Source organism: Xanthomonas sp. NCPPB 2632, assembly GCF_041228075.2.
Classification (GTDB): Bacteria; Pseudomonadota; Gammaproteobacteria; order Xanthomonadales; family Rhodanobacteraceae; genus Luteibacter.
The window spans coordinates 224,989-247,827 of record NZ_CM192979.1 but is presented as its reverse complement, the minus strand read 5'-3'; the positions used below and the strand labels follow the sequence as shown (position 1 = coordinate 247,827).

At 66.7% G+C, this 22,839-nt stretch carries 22 protein-coding genes and 1 tRNA gene; 11 read left to right on the top strand and 12 right to left on the bottom strand.

The window, feature by feature from the left end; all coding sequences use genetic code 11:
- Positions 1-31: 31 nt before the first annotated feature.
- Both dprA and AB8808_RS01060 read right to left on the bottom strand, forming a co-directional pair.
- Complete coding sequence (gene dprA / locus AB8808_RS01065) at positions 32-1,174, bottom strand: DNA-processing protein DprA (protein ID WP_369925995.1); 1,143 nt, start codon at positions 1,172-1,174, stop codon at positions 32-34.
- Between the two features lie 61 nt (positions 1,175-1,235).
- Entirely contained in the window at positions 1,236-2,396 is a 1,161-nt protein-coding gene (locus AB8808_RS01060; protein ID WP_369925994.1) for a LysM peptidoglycan-binding domain-containing protein, read from the bottom strand.
- A gap of 207 nt (positions 2,397-2,603) precedes the next feature.
- On the opposite strand from AB8808_RS01060, the gene def reads away from it, so the two are divergent.
- Genes def through rsmB form a run of 3 tightly spaced genes read left to right on the top strand, consistent with a single transcriptional unit; the run spans position 2,604 to position 5,358 of the window.
- Complete coding sequence (def, locus tag AB8808_RS01055; RefSeq protein WP_369925992.1) at positions 2,604-3,107, top strand: peptide deformylase; 504 nt, start codon at positions 2,604-2,606, stop codon at positions 3,105-3,107.
- A 2-nt stretch (positions 3,108-3,109) separates the two neighbouring features.
- Positions 3,110-4,054 (top strand): methionyl-tRNA formyltransferase, encoded by a 945-nt coding sequence (gene fmt, locus AB8808_RS01050; RefSeq protein ID WP_369925989.1) that lies wholly within the window; start codon positions 3,110-3,112, stop codon positions 4,052-4,054.
- Positions 4,051-5,358 (top strand): 16S rRNA (cytosine(967)-C(5))-methyltransferase RsmB, encoded by a 1,308-nt coding sequence (gene rsmB / locus AB8808_RS01045; protein ID WP_369925987.1) that lies wholly within the window; start codon positions 4,051-4,053, stop codon positions 5,356-5,358. The genes fmt and rsmB overlap by 4 nt, the downstream gene beginning before the upstream one ends.
- A 15-nt stretch (positions 5,359-5,373) precedes the next feature.
- Here the strand turns inward: rsmB and AB8808_RS01040 are convergent, their stop codons facing one another.
- Positions 5,374-6,528 carry a glycosyltransferase family 4 protein gene (locus AB8808_RS01040; RefSeq protein ID WP_369925985.1) on the bottom strand — a complete coding sequence of 385 codons (1,155 nt, stop codon included), beginning with the start codon at positions 6,526-6,528 and terminating at the stop codon, positions 5,374-5,376.
- 162 nt (positions 6,529-6,690) lie between these two features.
- On the opposite strand from AB8808_RS01040, the gene AB8808_RS01035 reads away from it, so the two are divergent.
- From AB8808_RS01035 to AB8808_RS01020, 4 genes are read left to right on the top strand one after another with little or no spacing between them, the layout of a single operon-like run.
- Positions 6,691-7,947: an O-antigen ligase family protein gene (locus AB8808_RS01035; protein ID WP_369925983.1), complete on the top strand. Its 1,257-nt coding sequence runs from the start codon at positions 6,691-6,693 to the stop codon at positions 7,945-7,947.
- A 1-nt stretch (position 7,948) separates the two neighbouring features.
- On the top strand, positions 7,949-8,959 hold the full coding sequence (locus AB8808_RS01030; protein ID WP_369925981.1) for a glycosyltransferase: 1,011 nt from the start codon (positions 7,949-7,951) through the stop codon (positions 8,957-8,959).
- Between the two features lie 31 nt (positions 8,960-8,990).
- Positions 8,991-10,934, top strand: a complete 1,944-nt coding sequence (locus AB8808_RS01025) for an ArnT family glycosyltransferase (RefSeq protein WP_369925979.1) — start codon at positions 8,991-8,993, stop codon at positions 10,932-10,934.
- Positions 10,931-11,257, top strand: coding sequence for a hypothetical protein (locus tag AB8808_RS01020; protein ID WP_036138415.1), 327 nt, complete (start codon positions 10,931-10,933; stop codon positions 11,255-11,257). The genes AB8808_RS01025 and AB8808_RS01020 overlap by 4 nt, the downstream gene beginning before the upstream one ends.
- Here AB8808_RS01020 and AB8808_RS01015 read toward each other — a convergent pair.
- On the bottom strand, positions 11,232-12,137 hold the full coding sequence (locus AB8808_RS01015; RefSeq protein ID WP_369931308.1) for an LpxL/LpxP family acyltransferase: 906 nt from the start codon (positions 12,135-12,137) through the stop codon (positions 11,232-11,234). The genes AB8808_RS01020 and AB8808_RS01015 overlap by 26 nt on opposite strands.
- Positions 12,138-12,237: 100 nt before the next feature.
- Here AB8808_RS01015 and dtd point away from each other — a divergent pair, with 100 nt between their 5' ends.
- A complete protein-coding gene (dtd, locus tag AB8808_RS01010; RefSeq protein ID WP_036138420.1) occupies positions 12,238-12,678 on the top strand; it encodes a D-aminoacyl-tRNA deacylase in 441 nt (146 codons plus the stop codon).
- A 182-nt stretch (positions 12,679-12,860) separates the two neighbouring features.
- The gene (rpoD, locus tag AB8808_RS01005; protein ID WP_369925977.1) at positions 12,861-14,723 is read left to right on the top strand and encodes an RNA polymerase sigma factor RpoD; all 1,863 of its coding nucleotides are present in this window, start codon (positions 12,861-12,863) and stop codon (positions 14,721-14,723) included.
- Between the two features lie 34 nt (positions 14,724-14,757).
- Here the strand turns inward: rpoD and AB8808_RS01000 are convergent, their stop codons facing one another.
- Together AB8808_RS01000 and AB8808_RS00995 are read right to left on the bottom strand one after the other, a co-directional pair.
- Positions 14,758-15,093: a helix-turn-helix domain-containing protein gene (locus AB8808_RS01000; RefSeq protein WP_369925975.1), complete on the bottom strand. Its 336-nt coding sequence runs from the start codon at positions 15,091-15,093 to the stop codon at positions 14,758-14,760.
- Between the two features lie 3 nt (positions 15,094-15,096).
- Positions 15,097-16,386 carry a type II toxin-antitoxin system HipA family toxin gene (locus tag AB8808_RS00995; RefSeq protein ID WP_369925973.1) on the bottom strand — a complete coding sequence of 430 codons (1,290 nt, stop codon included), beginning with the start codon at positions 16,384-16,386 and terminating at the stop codon, positions 15,097-15,099.
- Between the two features lie 238 nt (positions 16,387-16,624).
- On the opposite strand from AB8808_RS00995, the gene AB8808_RS00990 reads away from it, so the two are divergent.
- Both AB8808_RS00990 and AB8808_RS00985 read left to right on the top strand, forming a co-directional pair.
- Positions 16,625-17,167 (top strand): hypothetical protein, encoded by a 543-nt coding sequence (locus AB8808_RS00990; RefSeq protein ID WP_369925971.1) that lies wholly within the window; start codon positions 16,625-16,627, stop codon positions 17,165-17,167.
- Positions 17,168-17,230: 63 nt separating this feature from the next.
- Positions 17,231-17,306, top strand: a tRNA-Ile gene (locus tag AB8808_RS00985).
- Positions 17,307-17,501: 195 nt separating this feature from the next.
- Here AB8808_RS00985 and AB8808_RS00980 read toward each other — a convergent pair.
- From AB8808_RS00980 to AB8808_RS00955, 6 genes are read right to left on the bottom strand one after another with little or no spacing between them, the layout of a single operon-like run.
- A complete protein-coding gene (locus AB8808_RS00980) occupies positions 17,502-17,693 on the bottom strand; it encodes a hypothetical protein (RefSeq protein ID WP_010516191.1) in 192 nt (63 codons plus the stop codon).
- Positions 17,694-17,734: 41 nt separating this feature from the next.
- Positions 17,735-18,997: a cbb3-type cytochrome c oxidase subunit II gene (locus AB8808_RS00975; protein ID WP_010516192.1), complete on the bottom strand. Its 1,263-nt coding sequence runs from the start codon at positions 18,995-18,997 to the stop codon at positions 17,735-17,737.
- Positions 18,994-20,424 carry a cbb3-type cytochrome c oxidase subunit I gene (locus tag AB8808_RS00970; protein ID WP_062446546.1) on the bottom strand — a complete coding sequence of 477 codons (1,431 nt, stop codon included), beginning with the start codon at positions 20,422-20,424 and terminating at the stop codon, positions 18,994-18,996. Before AB8808_RS00970 ends, AB8808_RS00975 begins: the two co-directional genes overlap by 4 nt.
- Complete coding sequence (locus AB8808_RS00965; protein ID WP_010516197.1) at positions 20,421-21,404, bottom strand: c-type cytochrome; 984 nt, start codon at positions 21,402-21,404, stop codon at positions 20,421-20,423. Before AB8808_RS00965 ends, AB8808_RS00970 begins: the two co-directional genes overlap by 4 nt.
- Positions 21,401-22,081 (bottom strand): c-type cytochrome, encoded by a 681-nt coding sequence (locus AB8808_RS00960; RefSeq protein ID WP_198133931.1) that lies wholly within the window; start codon positions 22,079-22,081, stop codon positions 21,401-21,403. The genes AB8808_RS00965 and AB8808_RS00960 overlap by 4 nt, the downstream gene beginning before the upstream one ends.
- On the bottom strand, positions 22,065-22,835 hold the full coding sequence (locus AB8808_RS00955) for a substrate-binding domain-containing protein (protein WP_369925966.1): 771 nt from the start codon (positions 22,833-22,835) through the stop codon (positions 22,065-22,067). Before AB8808_RS00955 ends, AB8808_RS00960 begins: the two co-directional genes overlap by 17 nt.
- Positions 22,836-22,839: the final 4 nt, after the last annotated feature.

Genomic DNA, 22,839 nt, shown 5'->3' with positions numbered 1-22,839 from the left:
AACGCCGGGATGCCTGTCAAGCGGCACGTGCTTACGTCACGCGCTGATAACGGTTTCCAGGGAGGCAGGCGACCTCGCCTTCCAGTTCGAGAATCAGCAGCATGGACGACAGTGGCCCGGCGGCGAGCCCTGTCGTGCCCACCAGGGCGTCCAGAGAAGCGGGATCGTACCCCATGACGTCCAGGAGGCGGCGATATTCCTCATCGGCCCGCCAGTCGAATGGAGCGCGCCTGGACCGCGCGGTGGCCGGAGCGGCCTGGTCGGCAGCCAGCCGCTCGCGCAACTGGGCGCCCAGTTCCATGGCGGCCGGCGCCAGCGCGGCCAGCACCTCGTCCGGCCGCTGGACCAGGCGGGCGCCGTCGGCAATCAGCGCGTGACAGCCCTCGGCCAGGGGGTTGTGGATGGAACCGGGCAGGGCGAAGACATCCCTGCCCTGCTCGCCGGCGACCCGGGCGGTGATCAGCGAGCCCGAGCGCAGCCCGGCCTCCACCACCACCACGCCCAGGCTGAGCCCGGCGATGATGCGGTTGCGCTGCGGAAAGTGGTACGCCACGCCGCTGGTGCCAGGCGAATATTCGCTGACGATGGCCCCCTCGGCCGCGATTCGCCGGGCGAGGGCGTGGTGCTTGGGCGGGTAGACCCTGTCCGGGCCGGTGGCGATGACGGCGATGGTGGGGTGGCCGGCGTCCAGCGCGGCCTCGTGGGCCGCGCCGTCGATGCCGTCGGCCATGCCGCTGGTGACCACCAGGCCGCCTTCGGCCAGGCCGGCGGCGAACCGGCGGGCATTGGCCAGGCCCGGTGCCTGGGCCTTGCGCGCACCCACGATGGCGACCTGCGGCCGCAGCAGCAAGGTGGCGTCGCCCTTGACGAACAGCGCGGCCGGCGGATCGGGAATGGCTTCCAGCTGTGGGGGGAAGTCTTCCTCCGTGCACAGCAGCAGGCGCTGGTCGTGGCCGCCGTTCACCCAGGCCAGGTCGCCGGCCAGGGCGGTTTCATCCGGCCGATCCAGCCAGGCCTGGGTTTCGGCGTCGAGCGCCTCGGTGTGCCGCAGCAGCCAGGCGAGCAGCGCGGGGGCGCTGCCGCGGGCCTGCAGGCCCTCGCGCAGCTGTCGGGCGCTGACGCCGGGAGTGCGCAGGAGGATCAGCCAGGCGCGGAGGTCGTCGGTGTCGGTCATCCGGCCAGTGTAGAGACTCCGGCCGGGCTGGCTATCGGCGAACGACCCGCCGGTGTCGCCGTTATTCCGGCATGACCAGTTTCTGGCCCTTCTTGATCGGACGGTAGGCGTCCATCACGAGGGCATAGCTGACATGGTCGAACGTGCGGAACACCATGAGGTGGCCGGCGAATTCATCCGGCAGCTTGACCTTGCGGGAGGTGTCGCGGCGCTCGTAGTTGCCGCCCACCTCGTCGGGAATGACCTCGCCCTGGTCCATCACCGTGAAGGTGGTGCCGTTGTCCACGCCATCGGCAGAACCCGCGGAGATGGAGACCACCTGGCGGCTGCCGGCAAAATTGCCGTCGGCGATGCCGATGACCCGGCCGTCCCGCGGCAGGCCCTTCGGCGCGTGCGGGTAGAAATAGGGATCGTACGGCTTGTCGTCCACCTGCATCAGACGGTCGCCCTTGCGGATTTCCAGCGTGGAGTCGACCAGGACCAGGCTGGCTACGTTGTGCTCGGGCTGCACGGCGATGACCTCGGCGGTGCCGATGACAGACACTTCCACACCGCGATCCACGCCACGGCCGGTGTGCGTGTCGTGACGCGAGTCCTCGCGCCACGGGCTGGGCGCCATCGAGGCGTCGCTATCCAGCTCATCGGCCACGAAGGCGCCATGGCTGGGATTGTTGAGCATGTCCTTGTCGCCTGAGTACGTGCCGTGGTCGCGGAAGCGATTGCTCGGGCGGACGATGGCCCAGCGCTGACCCGGCTGGGCCGAATCGAGGTCGCGGGCGTAGATCTTGTTGCCCGGCGACGCACGCAGGTGCGACTCCTCGAAGCCGACCAGGTACGGCAGGCGATCCACGTCGTCCGCGCCCATGACCCGCATTTCCTTGAGGAACATGCGTAGGTCGGCGAGCGGAATGGCGGTGACGGCATCGCCCTCGCTGCGCACGCGCGGCTCCAGGCCGAGGTGCGGACCGCTGCCGACGGACATCGACAGGTTGAGCACATCGCCAGGATAGATCAGGTGCGGATTGCGGACCTGGGGGTTGGCCTGCCAGATCTCGGGCCACAGCCACGGCTTGCTCAGGAAGCGCGCGGAAATATCCCACAGCGTGTCGCCCCGGCGGACCGTGTAGGTGTCCGGATGATCGGGGCGTAGCTGGGCAGCCGCGGCGTAGACGGCCACGGTGAAGAACATGCCGGCGAGCAGCATGGCGAACTTCTTGATCATGCGGGATTTCCCCCTTCCCCGGTGCTGTCGCGAGTGTAACTGAATCGTTAAAGGGCACAATACTCGGCGTGACTCGCCGGGCCCCCGGCTCACGCGTAGAATACAGGCTCATCCTACCTTTGCCCCTGCCTGGTTTCCGCCGATCCGCCCGCAATATGTCGGCAATCCGGTGCCGCAGTGGCCCGCGCAGACGTTCAAGGTGACACCGTGTCGATCCTCACCATCCTCGAGTTCCCGGACCCGCGCCTGCGCACCGTCGCGGCCCCGGTCACCGTGTTCGATGCCGAGCTGAAGCAGTTCGTGGCCGATATGTACGAAACCATGTATTCCGCCAACGGCGTGGGCCTGGCCGCCACGCAGGTCAACGTGCACCAGCGCCTGCTGGTGGCCGACATGAGCGACGACCGCAACGAGCCGATGGTGCTGATCAACCCCGAGATCGTCGAGAAGGACGGCCAGCAGGTCTACCAGGAAGGCTGCCTGTCGTTCCCGGGCATCTACGCCGATGTCACCCGCGCCCTGCATGTGAAGGTCCGCGCCCAGGATGCCGAAGGCAACCCCGTTCTCGTCGATGTGGAAGGTCCGCTCGCGGTGTGCATCCAGCACGAGATGGACCACCTGGCGGGCAAGGTCTTCGTCGATTACCTGTCGCCGCTCAAGCGCGGCATGCTGTTGAAGCGGATGGAAAAGCAGCGCAAGGCCAGCGCCTGAGCGTGGCCATCCGTCCGTTGCGCGTGGTGTTCGCCGGAACACCCGAATTCGCCGTTCCCTGTTTCGACGCCTGCCGTGCATCGGGCGCCGAGGTCGTGGCCGCCTACACCCAGCCCGACCGGCCCGCCGGCCGTGGCCGCAAGCTGGGGGCCAGCCCGGTCAAGGAAGCGGCGCTGGCGGCCGGCGTGCCGGTGGAGCAACCCGAATCGTTCAAGGCCCAGGCCGACCGCGATCGCCTGGCCGCCTACGCGCCCGATCTGATGGTCGTGGTCGCCTACGGCCTCATCCTGCCCCGCAAGGTGCTGGCCATCCCCGCGCTGGGCTGCTGGAACGTGCATGCCTCGCTGCTGCCCCGCTGGCGTGGCGCGGCACCCATCCAGCGGGCGATCCTGGCCGGCGATGCCGAATCGGGCGTCGACCTGATGCAGATGGAAGCGGGCCTGGACACCGGCCCGGTGCTGGTCGAACGGCGCACCTCCATCGCGCCGGACGACACCGGCGGCAGCCTGCACGACCGGCTCGCGGCCCTGGGCGCGGATGCGCTGGTGGAAGGGCTGCGGCGCACGATGGCCGGCGAGGTCCTTGCGGCCCGTGCGCAGGATGACGAAGGCGTGGCCTACGCCCACAAGCTCGACAAGGCCGAAGCCCGCCTGGATTTCACGCAGCCCGCCGACGCGCTGGAGCGCAAGGTGCGCGCGTTCGATCCCTGGCCGGTGGCCGAGGCCGAGGTGGCCGGCGAGCGCCTGCGCGTCTGGGCGGCACGCGCCATCGACGGCGTTCCGGGCAGCACTCCCGGCGAGGTGCTGGGCGCCTCGCGCGACGGTATCGACATCGCCTGTGCCCAGGGTGCCTTGCGCCTGCTGGCCGTACAGCGCGCCGGCGGTCGCCGGATCGGCGCCGCCGACTATCTCAACGCGCGCCCGGAGCTGAAGCAGGCGCGTCCGTGAGCCAGGCCATTTCGGTTCGCGCCCTGGCCGCCGAGTCGCTGGCCGGCATCGCCCTCTCCGGGCATTCGCTGCGCGAGGTGGCCGACCGCGCGCTGCCACGGCTGGCCGACCCGCGCGATCGCGCCCTGCTCACCGCGCTGCTGCACGAAGGTGCGCGCTGGTGGCCACGCTTCGATGCGGCGCTGGATCGTCTGCTGGCAAAGCCCATCCGGCGCAACGAGCCGGCCGTCCACGCGTTGCTGGTCACCGCGCTGGTGCAGCTCGAGGTATTGCAGATGCCGGGCTACGCGGCCGTGGCCGCCACCGTGGAAGCCGTACGCGAGTTGCGCCGCCCGCGCCTGGCGGGCATGGCCAACGCCGTGCTGCGGCGCTGGCTGCGTGAGCGCGAGGCCCTGCTGGCCGAGTTGGATGCCACACCGGCCACGCGCCATGCCCATCCTGCCTGGCTGGCCTCGGCCCTGGCGCACGACTGGCCCGGACGCGCCGACGAGATCATGGCCGCCGCCAACCACGAGCCGCCCCTGATGCTGCGCGTGAACCGCCGGCGTGCCGACCGCGACGCCCTGGCGACCACGCTGCGCGAGGCCGGGCAGGATATCCAGCCGCATGACTGGCTGGCCGATGGCCTGGTGCTGCCGCACAGCACCGACGTGACCCGCCTGCCCGGCTTTGCTGCGGGCCATTTCGCCGTGCAGGACGGGGCCGCGCAGGTGCCGGCCGACCTGCTCGATCTGGCCGACGGCCACCGCGTGCTCGACGCCTGCGCCGCCCCCGGCGGCAAGGCCTGCCATGCGCTGGAGCGGGCGGACGTCGCGCTGCTGGCCGTGGAGTCCGAAAGCCGCCGGGCGCCGCGCATCCGGCAGAATCTCGACCGGCTCGGCCTGAGCGCCGAGGTAGTGGTGGGCGATGCCGGCGACATCGCCGCGTGGTGGGACGGCCGCCCGTTCGACCGCGTGATGATCGACGCCCCGTGCTCGGCCACCGGCGTGATCCGCCGCCGGCCCGACGTGCGGCTGCATCGCCGCGCTGCGGATATCCCCGCGCTGGTGGCGCAGCAGCGGCGCATCCTCGCCGCCTGCTGGGACACGCTCGCCGCGGGCGGCACCCTGCTCTACGTCACGTGCTCGCTGCTGCGCGCCGAGAACGAGGGCGTGGTCGGTGCGTTCGTCGGCGAGCGCACCGACGCCACCGTGGTGTCGTTCACCCTCCCGGTGGGCCAGGCCGCCGCCATCGGCTGGCAGATCCTGCCGGGCGATGGCGACCTGGACGGCATGTACTACGCGCTGCTGCGCAAGACCGGCTGAACGGATCCGCCCGGGTCAGGCCGGTGCCGCGCCCGGCAGGCTGGCCAGCCTGACCTCGCGATAGAACGCCTCGGTGCCGTCGATGAAGCGATCGAGGCCGAACGCGGCTTCCGCATGGGCACGCGCCGCGAAGCCCATCGCCCGCAGGCGGTCACGCTGCGCCACCAGTCGGCGCAGCGCCGCGGCGATGGCCTGGCGATCGCGCGCCGGCACGACCCAGCCGTCCCGGCCTTCGTCGATGTTCTCGGGCAGGCCCGCGTAATCGCTGACCAGCACCGGTTTTTCCATCGCCATCATCTCGCGGCAGGCGAAGGAAATGGTCTCGACGTCCCAGGACAGCACGAAACCCGCGTCCAGGGTCGCCACCAGTGGCCGCACGTCGTCGAGCAGGCCGGCGAAATGCACGTGCGAGTCGAGTCCCAGAGCGTGGATACGGGCCCGGTCCGCCTCGTCGGGCAGCGCACCGGCCAGCACCACGCGCAGGCGATCGCGCCAGTCCGGTGCCAGCGACCCCAGCGCCTCGACCAGATCCATCCAGCCCTTGTAGCGCGAGGTGCCGGCGTTGCTGCCGATCAACAGCGGCACCTGCGCGCCGGGCGCGATGGCCGGGGCCAGCCAGGCCTGACGCAGGCCCGGGTCCGCCGGGCGGGGCGCGAAACGGTCGATATCGACGCCGTTGAACACGGTAGTGACACGGCAGCGGGCGTACGGCGAGGCCATCACCTGGCGACGCACGTACTCGCACACGGCGATCACGCCATCGGTACCGGCACGCGCCCGCCAGGCATGGCCGATACCGGTCATCGGCTTGGAGTTGTGTTTGGTCAGCACGATGGGCGGCCGGCGCGGCAGGCCGCGGGCCGCCGCCATGACCAGGCGGTGGTCGGCGGAGCCATTGACGTGGACCAGCTCGAAACGATGGTCGGCCAGGTAAGCGGACAACTGCCGGCGCGCGCGATGACGCGCGGGCAGCTTGCCCAGGCCGTTCGGGAACGGCTGGTCCAGCACGTGCACACCTGGCAGCACCCGGGCTTCGCGGTTGAGGCGGCTGCCCGGGGGCGCCGCCACATGCACCTGGTGGCGACCGCACAGCCCGCGCGCCAGCGCAATCAGGTAGGTGGTATGCCCGCCGCCGTCACCGGCGTGGAAGTTGGTGAACAGGAGCTTCATGCGCGGGGCAGGTCCTTACGGAAGCTGAATTGGCGCCGCTCACCGGGAAGCCCACGGAGAGGCATCCGCGATCCGTTAAAGTAACATGCCCTCGCGCCGCCCCGGCGGCACGAGCCGGTGCCGGCGAAGCCGCCGCACCGTTCCGATTCCGACAGGTGCCGAGTGCTCGAAAAACCGAATCCGTGGCGCGCGTGGATCGTCTCGCTGCTCATCGCGATCATGCCCCTGTCCTTCGCCGTGCCGGTCAAGGCCAAGGCGCTGCCCGCACTGATCCTGTTCCTCACCGGTTTGTGGGCCATCGCGGCACGCCCGGACGTGCGGCGCGCGTATCGTCGCGCCGCGCCGGTGGTCGTGCCGGCCGCCATCGCGCTGGTGTTCTGGGGCGTCAACGTCAGCGCTCACGGGGTGGACTGGCGCGAGTTCGACGTGACCTCGCACGTGCTGGCCTTCATGGTGATCGCCGGCACGTTCGCGCTGCCCCTGCGCACCGTCGCCATGCGCATCGGCTTCAGCAGTTCGGCCGGCGTGCTCGGCCTCATCTGCCTCGAACAGCACTACGTCGAAGGCATCGACCGCGTCTACGGCGTCAACAACGGCGAATGGGGCGCCATCGAGTTCGGCATGTTCATGCTCACGCTGGCCCTCGTCGCCATCCTGCAGGCCCTGCGCGGCGAGCTGCGCCCCCGCGAGCGGGCGATGCACGCCGTGTTCGCCGCGCTCGGTTTCTATGGCGCCCTGCTGACCCAGAGCCGTGGCCCGCTGCTGGCCTTCGTGCCGGTGTTCGCGGCGCTGATGCTCATCCAGGGCCGGCGCACCGGCCGCTGGCGGCAAAGCGTGCTGGCCCTGGTGATCGGTGTGGGCGCGGCCGGCCTCGCCGCCACCACGCTGCACGGCGAGATGGTGGAACGCCTGGCCGCGGTCAAGGACGAGGTGGCCACCTACAGCGAACAGGACGCCACCGGCGCCGTGCGCGAGCGCCTGGAAATGTGGCGGGCCGCCCGCATGGCCGTGATCGCGCATCCGCTGACCGGCGTGGGCATGAACCAGTTCGGCAGTTTCACCCGGGCGCGTATCGCCGATGGCCAGGTCAATCCGTCCGTAGAGCGCTACAACCATCCGCACAGCGAATACCTTGAATGGGCGGCCACCGGCGGCATTCCCGGGCTGCTCATCCTGGTGGCGCTGTTCGGTTGCTCGCTGGGGTACTTCGGACGCCACGCGCTCAATTCCGACAACACGGTGGCCATGCCGGCCTGTGCGGGGTTTTCCACGACCGCCATGTATGCGCTGTGCGGGCTGACCGACAACGTGTTCTACCGCGCCATGCCGCACTCGCTGTTCTTCTTCCTGACCCTGGGCCTGGCCGTGCACGTGGCGCGCTCGCTGGAGCGGCGGCGCGCGGTCGCCGGGCCGCTCTGACATGGCCCACGTCAACCTCATCGCCTGGGACAACGGCCGCGGGCTTGCCCACGACATCCGCCTGGTGGAAAACGCGTTGCGCGGCCTCGGTCACCAGGTGACGGTGACACGCGCGCCCCAGCGCAACAGCGGCTGGCCCTGGCGTGCGTGGGTGCAGCGAGCCGCCATGGTCGCGCGCTGGCTAACCGGACGCGGCCCGCGACGTTACGACCTCGGCATCACCATCGAGCACGTGCATCCGGGCTACCTGCCGATGTCGCGCCGCAACGCACTCATCCCCAATCCGGAGTGGATGAGCCAGCGGGACCGCCGCCACCTGCCGCGCTTCGACGCCATCCTGTGCAAGACCCACAGCGCAATGGCCACGTTCGGCGCGATGGGGCTTCCCGTGGCGCACATCGGCTTCCTCAGCGCGGACTGCCACCGGGACGGCCTGCCGCGCGACCGCGAATTCCTGCACCTGGCCGGCGGCAGCCGGATGAAGGGTACCCAGCGGCTGCTGGACGTCTGGCGCCGGCATCCGGAGTGGCCGACGCTGCACGTGCTGCAGTCGCCCTCGGTGGCCGCTTCCGAGCCAGCGCCCTCCCCGGCCAATCTCGACCACCAGGTGACCTACCTGGCGGATGCCGAAGCCATCCATCGCCTGCAGAACACGCATCGTTTCCACCTGTGCCTGTCCGAGGCCGAGGGCTGGGGCCATTACATCGCGGAAGCCATGAGCTGCGGCGCCGTGGTGCTGGCCACCGATGGCGCCCCGATGAACGAGCTGGTGGACGACACCCGCGGGTTGCGGGTGGCGGCGCACGAAAACGGCACGCTCAACGCGGCCACCCTGTGGGCCTTCGACGAAAAAGCGCTGGAAACCTGCGTCGAGCGTGCCATCAACATGGCGGATACCGAGGTCGAAACCCTCGGCCGGGCGGCACGCGCGTGGTATGAGGCCAACCAGTCCGGCTTCCCCGCCCGCCTGGGCCGGGCGCTGGATACGCTGCTACCACGCCGAAGCGTTTAGAATTCCCGATCCTTCAGCGGTGACGACGCCCTTGTCCAACAGCGCCTATAACCGATCGGAACACCTTCGCGCCCTCTGGCCCTGGCTGCCGCTGTGGGCCGCGATGGCGTTACTGGCGATCTTCTCCCACGGCCCCATGCCGATGTTTTCCACGCGCACCCTGGCCGTCGCCTGGGAAATGTGGGCACACGGCCACTGGCTGGTGCCGCATATCAACGGCGAGCCGTACAGCGAGAAGGTGCCGCTGCTGTTCTGGATGATCCACGCCGGCTGGGCGGTGTTCGGGGTCAACGATGTCTGGCCGCGCGTGCTCGAGGTGATCTTCGGCGGCGCGCAGCTGGTGCTGGCCTCGTTGCTGGCCAGCCGGCTTTTCCCGGCACGCCCGTGGGTCGCCAAGGCCACGCCGTGGCTGCTGATGGGCCTCGCGTACGCCTTCCTGTTCGGCCTGCAGATCATGTACGAGGTGCTGCTGGTGGTGTGGGTGCTGGCCGCCCTGCTCGCCCTGACGCCCACGGCGACGCGCGCGGAGCCGCGCTGGTGGCTGTTCGGCCTGTTCGTCGGCGCCGGCCTGCTGACCAAGGGTCCGGTGATGGCGCTGCACGTGCTGTTCCCGCTGCTGCTGGGCCCGCTGTGGAGCGACTGGGCGCGCCAGCACAAGGCCCGCTGGTACGGCTTCGGCGTGCTCGGCCTGCTGCTGGGCTTCGCCATCCTGCTGGCCTGGGCGCTGCCCGCCGGCGAGGCGGGCGGCGAGGCTTACCGCCAGCGGCTGTTCTTCACCCAGACGGCCGGCCGCGTGGTCGACACGCACGCCGCCGACCTGCAGAACCACGCCCGCCCCGCCTGGTATTACCTGCTGTTCCTGCCGGTCATCGTGTTTCCGCTGAGCGGCTGGCTGCGCGGCATCGTGGCCCTGCCGATGACGCTGTTCCGCCGGCCGTGGCGCGCGGGCACCGGCGGTGCCATCGCCTGCTCGGTCGTGGCGCTGCTGCTGTCGCTGGTCTCCGCCGCCGTCGCGCACTTCCCGCCGTTGCTGGAGAAGCTGCTGGTGGTGCTGGTGGTAGTGCCGCTGCTCGTCGCGCTGATGCGCCAGCCGCTGGAAACCGGGCTGCGCTTCCTGCTGGCCTGGTTGCTGCCGTCGCTGCTGGTGTTCTCGCTGGTCACCGGCAAGCAGTTGTACTACCTGCTGCCCGAGCTGGCCGGCGTCACGATGCTGGTGGCCGCGTCGGTCGCCGACCTGCGCGAGCGGCATGCGGTTCTGGCCACGCGTTATGTCCTGGGCACGTGGCCGCTCTCGGTCGGCGCCTTCGTGCTCGCCATCGCGCTGTTCGCCATGCCGTCGCTGGTGCCCTCGCGCTTCCCGGACAACCTCTGGCTGACCGGCATGGCGCCCTATGCCCGCTTCTTCGGCGTGATCTTCATCGTGCTGGGGGCGCTGCTGTTGCTGCGCGGCCGTGGCGAGATGCGCCGGCTGGCCTTCGCCGGCCTGATCGGCACGGTGTCGCTCAATGCGCTGTTCACGCTGGGCGTGTGGTACCGCTACGACCTGGCGCCGGCATCGCAGTACCTTGCCCAGGCCGATGCCGCCGGACACCCGATCGGCAACCTCGGCGTGTCGTACAACGGGCAGTACCACTTTGCCGGTCGCCTGATGCATCCCATCGCGCGCATCAACGTGGTGCCGGGCATGGCGACACCGGTGGAAGACGACGAGGACACCGCCGTACACAACGGCGACAGCCTGGGCGACTTCGCGCACCACCATCCCGACGGCGTCATCGTGTCCTATGCCAAGCATCCGCCGACGGAGGCCTTCCGCTACGCCCGGCTGATCCAGCCCTCGCGTACCGGCTGGCTGATGATCTGGGACGCTCCCACCCTGGCCGCGTTGCAGGCGGGCCGCGTGCCCGCGGAGCCGAAGCAGCCGACGCTGCTCTATCCGCAGGAATACTGGCGCACGCGGGCGGCACTCCGATGAGCCCCGATCCCCTGATCGAGCGCCTCCGCGCGCAGATGGGCGGGCCACGCGATGGCGCGCTGCTGCGCTTCTCGATCGGCAATGCGCTGCTGGGCGACGGCATGTACCGCGACGCCGCCGCCGCGTTCCGCGAGGCTCTGACGTTCGACCGCGATTACTCGGCAGCGTGGAAACTGCTGGGCAAAGCCCTGCTGGCCGAGGACGACGAGAACGCCGCCGCCGAAGCCTGGCGCGAAGGCGTCGCAGCCGCCACACGGCGTGGCGACATCCAGGCCGGCAAGGAAATGACGGTGTTCCTCAACCGCCTTTCGCGGAAGGGCTGACCTTGTAGGGATCCGGCCGGTCGTGGGCGGTGAACCGTTTGTAGTGCCACTGGTACTGCGGGTAGGCACGCTCGACGCATTGCTCCACCCCGCGGTTCAACGCCGCGCAGGCCACCGCGAGGTCCGTGCTGTCGATGCCTTCCGGCGCGGGCAGGATGTGGATGCGGAAGCCCTGGCCGTCCGGCAGGCGCTCGGCGAAGCTGAAAAGCACCGTGGCGCCCGTGCGCGCCGCCAGGCGCGGCAACAGCACCATCGTCAGTGCCTCCACGCCGAAGAACGGCGCGAACTCGCCGTCGCCCTCGCGCGGTTTCTGGTCCGGCAGGATGCCCACGGTGCCGCCCGCGGCCAGCCGCTTGAACAGCGTGCGTACGCCGGCGCCCTCCGCCCGCACCTGCTCCGGCGCCAGCTTGCCGCGCACCTTGCGCAGCAGGGCCTCGATGGCCGCGATGCGCGGCGGCCGATAGAGGATGGCCATGGGTGTCCGGCTGCACAGCCAGTAGTTGAGCAGTTCCCAGCAGCCCAGGTGCGGCGCGGCGACGATGGTGCCGTTGCCGGACGCCAGCGCCGCCTCGAACAGGTCGCCGCCGACCACTTCGCGCACCAGGCCCAGCGAACGGTCGGCACCGGCGCCCCAGATGGCCGCCACCTCGGTCACCGACTTCCCGGACTCCTCCATGGTGCGCACGAGCAGCTCCCGGTGCTCGGCCTCGGTGAGCGCGGGGCGGGTAAGCCGCAGGTTGACCGCGCTGTAACGCGCGCTGCGCGAGCCGGAGCGCAACGAACGGCGACCGATCCACGCACCGACGCGATGGACGGTACGCAACGGGAAGAGGCTGACCAGCCGCAGCAGGAGATAGAGAACGTAGATATCCGGGCGCATCCGCGGAAGTGTAAGGCACACATGCTTGCCGTGGCCCCGCCTCCTGTAACGCGAGGCCTGCACCCTTTAAGCTTGGCCGCCCGCCGCCGCTAACCCAGCCATGATTGCACTGATCCAACGTGTCGAATCCGCACGCGTCGATGTCGACGGGCAGACGGTGGGTGCCATCGACGCCGGCCTGCTCGCCCTGGTCGCGGTGGAACCGGGCGACGGCGAGGCCCAGTGCGTGCGCATGCTGGAACGGCTGCGCGGTTACCGCGTCTTCTCCGATGCCGACGGGAAAATGAACCTCGCGCTGGCCGACACCGGCGGCAGCCTGTTGCTGGTCAGCCAGTTCACCCTGGCCGCGGACACGCGCAAGGGCATGCGACCCAGCTTCACCACCGCCGCCGCGCCGGACGACGCCCGCCGCTGGTTCGATCGTCTGGTCGAACTGGCCCGGGCCGCCCAGCCGGGGGTGGAAACCGGACGCTTCGGTGCCCATATGAAAGTTCACCTGATCAACGATGGCCCGGTCACCTTCCGTCTGGAGGTGCGCTGAGGCGTCCTGGCACGGGGGCTGCGGCCTCTGTCTCCCTTCCCACCGCGACGCGGTCGCCCGGCCGGCAACGGCCATCTGGCGCGATTCTTGCGTTGCATCGGTGGGTCCGATCCACTTGAAAACTGGTCAAAAAATCATCAAATGACTATACTGATCGGTTCCTGTAACCCGCGGCGGTCGGCATGACTAACAAAGCTCACGAGCAGCAGTCCGAAATCAAACAGCTCATCTCCAAGGGCCTGGAGCAGGGCTACCTGACCTACGCGGAAATCAACGATCACCTGCCCGACGACATCGTCGATCCGGAGCAGATCGAAGACATCATGGCGGTGCTCAAGGGCGTCGGCATCGAAGTGCACGACTCCGCACCGGATACCGACACGATCTCCGACGGCGCCGCCCCCGGCACCAGCACCGACGACGAGTCGGCTGCCGAAGAGGCCGTGGCGCTGCTGTCGGCCGTCGATGCCGAAGTGGGCCGCACCACCGATCCCGTCCGCATGTACATGCGTGAGATGGGCACCGTGGAACTGCTCACCCGCGAGGGCGAGATCGCCATCGCCAAGCGCATCGAGGAAGGCCTCAGCCAGGTGCAGACCGCACTGGCCAGCTTCCCGCTGACCATCCAGCTGCTGCTCGAGGAATACGATCAGCACGTCGAGGGCAAGCGTCGCCTGAGCGAGATCCTGGCCGGCTTCGCCGACCTGGAAGAAGCCGCCGACCAGGCCAAGGCCGAGGCAGCGGAAGCCGCCGAGGCAGCGGGCGATGTCGAGTCCGACGACGACGAGGAAGCGGTGGAAGGCGCCGAGGAAGAGGAAGCCGGTCCCACCGGTCCCGATCCGGAAGAAGTGAAGCGCCGCATGGAAGAACTGCGCTCGCTGCACGGCAAGTTCCAGAAGACCGCGCCCAAGGCCGAGATCAACGACAAGAAGGTCGCGAAGATCCGCGAGCAGATGTCGGAGGCGTTCCTCAACCTCAAGCTGCCCTCGGCGCTGATCGACAGCTTCGTGCGCAAGCTGCGCGAAGTGGTGAACGACATCCGTCACCACGAGCGCGTGCTGATGGACATCTTCGTCAAGCAGGTGAAAATGCCGCGCGCGGAGTTCCTCAAGAGCTTCCCCTCGAACGAAGGCAACCTGGAGTGGGCCGCCGAGCTGTCGCGCAAGCGCCAGAAGTGGTCGCCCAACATCAAGAACTACCGCGAAGTGATCGACGGCGAGCAGGAAAAACTGGCCGCCATCGAGCGCACGCTGTACCTGCCACTGACCGACATCAAGGAAATCAACCGCGCGATGTCCGTCGGTGAGGCCAAGGCCCGCCGCGCCAAGAAGGAAATGGTCGAGGCCAACCTTCGCCTGGTCATCTCCATCGCCAAGAAGTACACCAACCGCGGCCTGCAGTTCCTCGACCTTATCCAGGAAGGCAACATCGGCCTGATGAAGGCCGTGGACAAGTTCGAATACCGCCGCGGTTACAAGTTCTCCACGTACGCCACGTGGTGGATCCGTCAGGCCATCACCCGCTCGATCGCCGATCAGGCCCGCACCATCCGTATCCCGGTGCACATGATCGAGACGATCAACAAGTTGAACCGCATCTCCCGCCAGATGCTCCAGCAGTTCGGCCGCGAGCCGACGCCGGAAGAGCTGGCCAAGGAAATGGAGATGCCGGAGGACAAGATCCGCAAGGTGCTGAAGATCGCGAAAGAACCGATCTCCATGGAAACCCCGATCGGCGACGACGAAGACTCCCACCTGGGCGACTTCATCGAAGACACCAACGCCAGCTCGCCCATCGAGTCGGCGACGGAAACGGGCCTCATGGAAACCGTGCGTGACGTGCTGGCCGGCCTCACCCCGCGTGAAGCCAAGGTGCTGCGCATGCGCTTCGGCATCGACATGAACACGGATCACACGCTGGAAGAAGTCGGCAAGCAGTTCGACGTGACCCGCGAGCGTATTCGTCAGATCGAAGCCAAAGCCCTGCGCAAGCTGCGTCACCCGAGCCGTTCGGAAACCCTGCGTTCGTTCCTCGATATCGACTGATATCGGGGTTGAGGGTTTCGTCGGAAGCGCCCGCTTATGCGGGCGTTTTCGTTTTTGCGGCTGCGGCTGCGGCCTCCGCTGCTTCGGCGCGCTCGCGTGTCACGACGCCGGCACGCAGGCCCATGGGGCGTAGCAGTTTGGCCACGGTGGCGAGTGTGGGGCTCTTGATGCCGCGCTCGATGTCCTGCAGTCCTCGGGGGGACACGCGGCAAAGCTTGGCGTACTCGGCGATGGTCAGGTGGAGCGTGGTGCGGACCTGCCGAATGACTTCGGGGATCGGGCGGCCAGGGTGGGCGTTGATGTCGTCGAGCAGGGCGCGGCGGACGTCCATTTCTTCGCTGCTGGTCAGGGGTTTGAAGCGTTTGTCCATGGGTCAAAGCGCCTCGAGTTGTTCGACGACGTCTTCGATGGCGGCGCGCTGCATATCCAGGATGGCCACATCGACGCCGATGTCGAGGGCATAGGTGCGCAGGCTGCGCAGTGGCTCGATCATTTCTCTCAAGGCATGCACCAGGATGTTCTGGTCCACGCCTGTTGCTTCCGCCACCTGAGCGACGACGCTGGCCCACTTGGGCGCGCCGCCGTCATCTTTCTCCCAGCGCATGCGACGTGCGATGCCATCGGGGTGCAGCATCATCGGCACGAAATCGAACAAGGGCGTGAGGCCTATGTAGCCGTCTGCACGGCGCTGGATGGCCGTATTACGTGCGTGATTATCCTTGTTGCCGAGCGCGATGTTGGCGACGTCACGGCGCAGGTACTCGACCACATCGCGATCCCGGTTGGTACATGCCGTTGCAAGGCGACGCAGCGCCTCGTTATGCGAAGGCACGAGCCCGAAGCCAGCGAGGCCGCAAAGCGAGGCGAGGCTTTCCTGGGCGTGACGCAGCACCCCGTGCGGCGTCACCGTGCGATCGAATCGGGGAATGAATACCGTACGCGCACTGCCATGCATCTTCCCGTGCACATCCAGGCCGAGGTGCCGCGCAAGCGCCATGTAAGGTGCTTCGTGCCGAAGAATCGTGGCAAGAGCGGCATTGGGCCCTCGTGCGAATTTGACCAGCCAGTGGGCAGCGACGTCTTCGTCGGGAAGCGCATGATCGAGGTAGTAGAGACCCTCGCGATCCTGCGTCATCAGGATCTTGGGCCACTCGCCCTGGACGCCGGACGATCCGGCTACAAAAAGCCCGTGCCGGACCAGATGCTCGCTAAAGGCTTCCGCCCGCTCGAGCACGTCGGCCTCGGTGAATCCCTTCCGGTCATGTGCTGCATGTGCCTTCAACCGATCGGCGGCTTCGCGCACGCGGATGTTGCCGATCGGGTTGCCCGCGCCGGCCAGGAGCAGTTGCCAGTCAGCTGACGCCCCGGCGGTCTCACGAAGGCCCAGTTGACGAAGCAGTTCCTGTCGTCCGTAGCCTTGCGGCAACAGATCGACCAGGAACGGAGGCCACGTGGTGTGGCGGATGGATTCCAGCGACACGGGTGCCGTCGCGCTAAGCGCGGATGCGTCAACCCTGCCCTCGTTTTCCAGGGCATATGCCAGGCTGTAGGCGGTGTCTGTTGCGACTTCCCAACCAGCTGCATGCGGGCCGAGTAGGCGTATGGCAGCCGCCTCGACCCAGAGGCCGTCCTGGAAAACTTCGAGAGTTGCTTTTTCGCTCATATACGCACTCTTGTATCACATAAAAAGACCAAAAGCGTTACAATTAGGATACTTTAGTGCCTTTTTATGACGGACGGCCTTCGAGACGCTTTGCGCTCGCAACCTGATGCCGTATCCGTGGCTGCTGGCCGGTTTGCCCTGACGCCATCCGATCGTATGGTCGGATGGGCAGCGTGCGTTACGGCGCCCGGCGCGTTCTAATGGGCCTCAGGCCTTGTCCCGGCTACAGGAAATCACCATGCCACAGCTTCTCACCACCGCACGGATCGCCAGCGTATCGCTTCTCCTGGCCGTTGCCTGCGCCCACGCTGCCCCGCAGACACCTGCCGCGCCGGCGCGTGCCGAAGCCGGCGCTGCCGCGTCCAAGGATCTCAACTCGCTTCCGCTGGCTGACCAGAAACGGTTTGCCGCCGGTCGGTTCCTTGGCTTCTACACGATCAACGGCCGCACCACGGGTGATGTGTGCCGCGCCGAGGGCGTCGATCTGACGGCCTATGTGAAGGCGTTCCAGCGCAAGCACGATGCCGAGTACGAGCGGGCCGACAAGATCATGGTGGCTTCGGGCTTCTCGACGGCGGAGATGGCCTCGGCCACCGATGCCAACCGTGGCAGGCTGGAAGAGAAGGTGAGGCAATCCCTGCTCGACCTGGCCACGGCGATGAAAAAGACGACGGTCAAGGACGGCTGCGATTACATCGCCGCGCACGTGAGCGATGCCGTGGCCGGGCAGTCTTTCGCCGCGCAGAACCCGGACATCGATGCGGTTCTGATGTCCAACTGACGTGAGATGTAGGGCGGGGGCGTTTCGATGCCCCGGCCCAGCGGTTACACTTGCGCACCGCAAGGGCCTATAGCTCAATGGTTAGAGCAGGGGACTCATAATCCCTTGGTTCCAGGTTCGAGTCCTGGTGGGCCCACCATGTTGCGACGAATAGTGCCGACTGTTCTGAAAAGCATAGATTGGCCCGATTGGCCAGTTTATGATGTTTTGAAAGCATAAATGGGCCGGCTGCTCGTGATCACTTCAGCATAAGTTGGCTGCAGAAGGCAGCTTGTCACAGCTGCATGGTTGGGTCGCCGCCTCCCGGCGCTACATATAGGCGGGTGCTTTAGGGCTACTTTTCGGCTGGCGGTTTTGTCGACTGCTCGGGAAGCCTCGTGTGGGGTTGATCGAAAAATTCACGTTGCATTTCAAGAAACCGGTACTTCGGTTCTTCCACCCGCTTGCGATAAGCCGGCGAAAGACACCACACCAGCACCACGGCGAGGACACATACGAGCAAGGCAATGACGATGAAGGCAAACATGCAGCGGTCCCTCGATCAGGTAACGATGGTGACATTCGCCATCAGGGCTTGTTCACTGGCGCCGCGGCTTTCAGCGAACCCTGTTCGGCTGCCTGCCCGTATAGCGAGCGCACATAAGCGGCCAGCGCTTGGCGGTCCGGTTCGCTGAGCGTTGGAAAAGCAAGCATGGCCGTTCCGGGAACACCCACGCGGAGTACGCGGTCAATCTCGCTCACGTCGGGCTGGAGATGCCGGAAGTTGTAGGGCCGCGGTTTGAACGCAAGCGATGCCGGACCGTCGCCACCGCCGCCGACGCCGTGACATGCCGTGCAGTTTTGCGCATACAGTTCTACACCCCGCGAGACGCCGCCGGGCTCGGACGTTGCCGGTTCTGCGGCCGCATGTAGTGTCGACACGAAGGCCCCAAGGTCAGCGACCTGCTGTGCGGTCAGGTCTCGCCAGGCCGGCATCGAGCTACCAACGACTCCATCATGCAAAATGCCGGCAAAAGCGCCTTCGCTGTAACGGAACACGGTGAGGTTGGTAGGGTGTGGCAGCAACGATGCGCTAGCCACCGACGCGCCATTGCCCAGCGCACCGTGGCAGCCTGCACAATTCTGTGCGAACAGCGTTGCCCCCCGATTGGCGACCCCTGTTGGAGAAAGCGTCCGTGGCAGTTCCCTGCCAGGACTCGCCAAATGCGCGCGTGCGCCATTCGCGTCCAGCGATGCATCGCTGTCAGGCTGCATGCCCGGCATGGCTTCATTGGGCGCATCGTGCGCGGCGCTCCCCGCCTGCATGCGTGCGCGGCCCAAGGTTTTCATATAGGCCAGCAGATCCTTGGCCACGTCGGTTGGCTGGTTGGGGCTGCCTTTGAACATCCAGGCAAAGCCGGGCATCACCGAGCCCGGAACGATGAGCCGTGGATTGTAGAGGTGGGTCAACTGCCAGTCGTCGCTGCGGACTCCGGATTCACGCGCGAGGTCGGGCCCGATTCGTCGGGTGCCCCACAGCTGCGGCGACTCGAACTTGGTTTCCCATGGTGTGGTCGGCGGTCCCCAGCGACGCACGTCCTCGGGCGTGCTGCGCACCTGCTCGCTATGGCAGTACGCGCAGCCCTGGGTGCCATAGGTAATACGGCCTCTGGCCTCGGCCGGCGTGAAGGGAGCCAGCGTCAACGGCGCATGATCATGGATCGATTTCTCCAGCCGTAAACCAGGCAGGATCCCGAGCGCCACGACAGACAATACGAAGAAGCCGATGCCTGCCACAAAAAGAATCATCTGGGCGGCGCCAAACCAGCGTTTGCGCGGCAGCAGGCTCATGCTGGCACCCGCGCCGCGGCGGTAACACGTGGGCCGCTCAGCATGGCAGCAATCAGGAAACCGAAGCCGGCCAGAATAGGGACGGCCGAAACAACGCGCCACCACCAATACGGCATCGATGCACGCACCGAATCCATCCACGGCACGTGCTCGCCCCACAGCTCGCCCTGCACCAGTCCAGCCATCGTCAGGTCGGCGACCATCAGCGTCAGTCCACCCAGAATCAGCCAGAACGCGGCATTGGCACGACCATTGTGATAGCGCGCGCCGGGCGTGCGCTGCCACGCATGCAGCAGGGCACCGATAGCAATGAAGCTGGCAAAGCCGAGCATCGCCAGATGCGAGTGGCCGATTACCCAGTCACTGAAATGAATCAGCCGCTGCACAGGCATTGCGGCCTGTCCCGCACCCTGGATGCTCACCAGCAGGTAAAACACCACGCCCACCGTCACAAAACGCAGAGGTACGTCGCGCATCGCCATGGCGCCGGATCCGCGCAGCGACATCAGCTGATTGAACACCACCATGATGACGTCGACGCCCAGCAGCATCGAAGCAGCAATCGCTGCGCGCTGGGTATCCATCGGAATGGCCGAGTACACGTAGTGATGTGTGCCATTGAGAGGGTAGACAAAAAACAGCACCCAGAACCCGAGCATCGACAGAAAGTGGCTGTAGACCGGCTTGCCGGTCACGGCGGGGATGACGTAATACGACATGGACAGGATAAAAGGCGTCACCAGCAGGCCGACCGCGTCGTGGATCCACAAGCCGCTGAACGCCGCTCCCACGGCGCCGGGAGTGAACTCGGGAATCAGGCTGCCCATCGGAAACGACAGCAGGGTAAACACGCCGCCACCCAGCGCATACCACGCCGAAATGTACAGTCGATCGCGCTCAGGCCCGCGCACGATCGGCCAAAGAAACTGGACCCCGAGCAACACCAGGCACAGTTCCGTCATCGCATTGATGAGCAGCGGAAACTCGGTCCATTCCAGTGGTTTGATCGCCAAGAGCCAGTGCGGCAGGTTCGCCTCGACTAGCGCCCAGCCCGGCAGCACCATGCCGAAATTCCACAGCACGAACAGCGTCCAGCCCAGGCCTCGGCTGGTCACCGCACGTCCCGACAATCGCGGCGTGGCGAAATACAGAAAAGCCAGAAACGCGTTACCCAGCCAGCCGAACATGATGCCCTGCGTATGGTTGTAACGCAGCAGACCCCAGGTCGCCCACGGTTCGCTACCAAGAAAATTCGGCAGCACGAACTTGATCGCGACGACGGTGCCGAAGACCGCTGACAGGATCAGCGTAGTCAGGGCCGCAAGCCCATGCGCACGCAGCAGCCCGTGTTCGGTGCCGGCCAACGTCCCGGTGATCGGCAGATCGAGTTCGCTGTCGCCGTGTGTATCTATCGCCACACTGCTCATGGATTGGGCGCGCCTTTCATGGTCGTACCGCCGGATGGCACCGATGCGCTGCCGAGCACATGACCGTTGACCGTCTTGCCGTACATCGAACTGGCCGAATCATGAAACTTGGCGCGGGTTGCCTCCACGGTTCCCAGATAGCGCGGATCCTGTGGACGATCCTGACTATTCATATAGGTCGCCACGTCCCAGGCGTCCTGATCAGAGAGGGTGTTACCGCGACTGAGCGGCATGTTCGCCTTGATGAAGGCTGCTGCGTTCTTGATGCTGCCCATGCCGGCGCCCCAGTTGAACGACCCTGGCCCCCACAGGGCCGGAAATGCCATGCTGCCATCGGCGGCGATCTGACCGCCTCCGTCCTTGGCATGGCAAAGCGCGCATTTGGCCTCGTAGACGGTCTGCCCGCGGGCGTAGTCGGCAGGCAGCGGAGGTTTGTCGAGTTTCGGATAGCCACGGCCGGGAAGCTTGTCATCCACCGGCGCGCCTTTCGCCAGCCAGTAGGCGTAGGTCTCCAATGCCACGAGTGTCTTGTCACCCAACGGCGGCGCCTTCCCGTTCATGCTGAACTTGAAGCAGCCCTGCAGGCGTTCTTCGAATGTATTGACGTGACCATTCTTGGCTCGGTAAGCAGGATACGCCACGTACGCGGCCCACATCGGCGCCGCGCCGGCCTTACGGCCAGCGTCCAGGTGACAGCTGCTGCAGTGCAGCTGATTGCCGACAAACTCGGGCGCGTTCTCTTTCGGGTGCTCGAAAATCTGTTCGCCCAGGCTCACCATCTTGCCGAAATCGTCCTTTGGCATGGATGCCTCCGAAGGCGGCGCAAAGGGCTTCTTCTCGGGCTTCGGCGCCGCCGGTTTGGCAACGACGACCGCGACCGGCTTTGGTTCGTCGGCCTCGTGGTAACCCGAAATGAAAATGGTGCCACCGGCGATAGCCAGTACACCGACAACGGCGGCGATAACGTAAGAGGTTTTCATGGCTTTTCCCCGGGTGTGGCAGGTGTCTGCTCACTGAAGTAATCGGCCACGGCCTGGACTTCGGCATCGGACAGTTTTTTCGCGATGCCGCCCATCAGGCCCAGCGGACCGGCATCGCGTGTACCCTTGCGCCACGCCTGTAGCTGGTTCACCAGATACAACGATGACTGCCCGGCGAGTGCTGGGAAGTTCGCGCCCACGCCCACGCCGCCCTGACCATGGCACGAGCTGCAAGCGGGCACGCCATCGGACCAGCGCCCGCGGTTAGCCAGCTGCTCGCCTATGCTGGAAGCAGTATTACCTGCAGTCCCGGAAGCAAGCGGCGTGACCTTGGTCGGAACCGGCAATTGCGTGTAATACGCTGCCAGTGATGCCATCTCGTCGGCCGACAGAGCTTTGGCGATAGGCGTCATCATGGCGTTTTGCCGCTGTCCGCTGGCGAAATCGGTCAGCTGGTTCTGCAAGTACTCAGGCGGCAAACCGACTAGCCGGGGGAAGCCTGCCACCGCGTTGCCTTCGCCCATAACGCCGTGGCAGCTCGCACAGGGCGGAGCGCCATGGCCGTTGCCAGCATTTGCAATTTGCGCGCCCTGAGTCATGTTAGCCGCCGCGACGCTGCTAGTCATCAGAAGGACGAGAATCAGCAGGCAGGCGCGCAGTTCAATGGGTAGGCGCATGATCGCTCCAGCCATAGCGGGCAAAGATTTTATATCCTTCGGGGCTTTTCAGAAACGCCACGAAACCGGTGGTCGCCGCATCCTTCTGGCCCTTGGCCGTCAGCGCTACGCCGCAGTCGCGGTAAATGGCGTGGTCGGCATCCAGCGGTACGACGTCGGCAATGCCCGGATTGGCCTTGGCCCAGATTGCATAGATGATCCACGCATCTACGCTCGCATCCTGCGTCCAGCGCGCCTTCGCTTTGGCGCTGTTCGGCGCGTAGAAAACAATGTTGTGACGCAACGCCTGCAACGTGCGGATGTCGCCGTCACGTCCGGCGATGTCTTCCCACATGCCGACCTGACCGGCACCGTTGACCACCATGACGCGCATACCCGGCTTGAGCAGGTCAGTGAAGCCACCGACATGCCGCGGGTTGCCGGGACGAACCAGAATAGCCGCTGGTCGCAGATACAGTGATTCGATGGTCCCGTCGAGCATCGCGCCACCGAACTGCGTGACGAAGTCACTCATCATCGCTTCCGAGCCGCTGTAGATCAGGTCGCCATCCTTTTTGAAATCGTCGGCCCAGGCGTCGGTGGGGCCAGCCGTGACGATGACCTCCACGCCGTGCGCATCGCCATAGGCTTTGGCAGCGGCTTTCATGGCAGGCGCCGGACCACCCGGGCCATAGATGTGGATGACTTCCGCCGCATGGGCGCTGCCCAGTGATACAGCGAAACAGAAGACTGCAGCGATGGCCCGTTTGATCATGCCG

What these genes read in the sequence shown, in the direction of transcription:
- AB8808_RS00980 (WP_010516191.1), bottom strand. Translation starts at nt 17,693, where the DNA reads ATGTTTGCCTTCATCGTCATTGCCTTGCTCGTATGTGTCCTCGCCGTG.
- AB8808_RS01000 (WP_369925975.1), bottom strand. Translation starts at nt 15,093, where the DNA reads ATGGACAAACGCTTCAAACCCCTGACCAGCAGCGAAGAAATGGACGTC.
- AB8808_RS00955 (WP_369925966.1), bottom strand. Translation starts at nt 22,835, where the DNA reads ATGATCAAACGGGCCATCGCTGCAGTCTTCTGTTTCGCTGTATCACTG.
- AB8808_RS01015 (WP_369931308.1), bottom strand. Translation starts at nt 12,137, where the DNA reads ATGCGCCCGGATATCTACGTTCTCTATCTCCTGCTGCGGCTGGTCAGC.
- AB8808_RS01030 (WP_369925981.1), top strand. Translation starts at nt 7,949, where the DNA reads ATGGCCCACGTCAACCTCATCGCCTGGGACAACGGCCGCGGGCTTGCC.
- AB8808_RS00960 (WP_198133931.1), bottom strand. Translation starts at nt 22,081, where the DNA reads ATGCGCCTACCCATTGAACTGCGCGCCTGCCTGCTGATTCTCGTCCTT.
- AB8808_RS00975 (WP_010516192.1), bottom strand. Translation starts at nt 18,997, where the DNA reads ATGAGCCTGCTGCCGCGCAAACGCTGGTTTGGCGCCGCCCAGATGATT.
- rpoD (WP_369925977.1), top strand. Translation starts at nt 12,861, where the DNA reads ATGACTAACAAAGCTCACGAGCAGCAGTCCGAAATCAAACAGCTCATC.
- AB8808_RS01060 (WP_369925994.1), bottom strand. Translation starts at nt 2,396, where the DNA reads ATGATCAAGAAGTTCGCCATGCTGCTCGCCGGCATGTTCTTCACCGTG.
- AB8808_RS00965 (WP_010516197.1), bottom strand. Translation starts at nt 21,404, where the DNA reads ATGAAAACCTCTTACGTTATCGCCGCCGTTGTCGGTGTACTGGCTATC.
- AB8808_RS00995 (WP_369925973.1), bottom strand. Translation starts at nt 16,386, where the DNA reads ATGAGCGAAAAAGCAACTCTCGAAGTTTTCCAGGACGGCCTCTGGGTC.
- AB8808_RS00990 (WP_369925971.1), top strand. Translation starts at nt 16,625, where the DNA reads ATGCCACAGCTTCTCACCACCGCACGGATCGCCAGCGTATCGCTTCTC.
- AB8808_RS01020 (WP_036138415.1), top strand. Translation starts at nt 10,931, where the DNA reads ATGAGCCCCGATCCCCTGATCGAGCGCCTCCGCGCGCAGATGGGCGGG.
- AB8808_RS01040 (WP_369925985.1), bottom strand. Translation starts at nt 6,528, where the DNA reads ATGAAGCTCCTGTTCACCAACTTCCACGCCGGTGACGGCGGCGGGCAT.
- AB8808_RS00970 (WP_062446546.1), bottom strand. Translation starts at nt 20,424, where the DNA reads ATGAGCAGTGTGGCGATAGATACACACGGCGACAGCGAACTCGATCTG.
- dprA (WP_369925995.1), bottom strand. Translation starts at nt 1,174, where the DNA reads ATGACCGACACCGACGACCTCCGCGCCTGGCTGATCCTCCTGCGCACT.
- dtd (WP_036138420.1), top strand. Translation starts at nt 12,238, where the DNA reads ATGATTGCACTGATCCAACGTGTCGAATCCGCACGCGTCGATGTCGAC.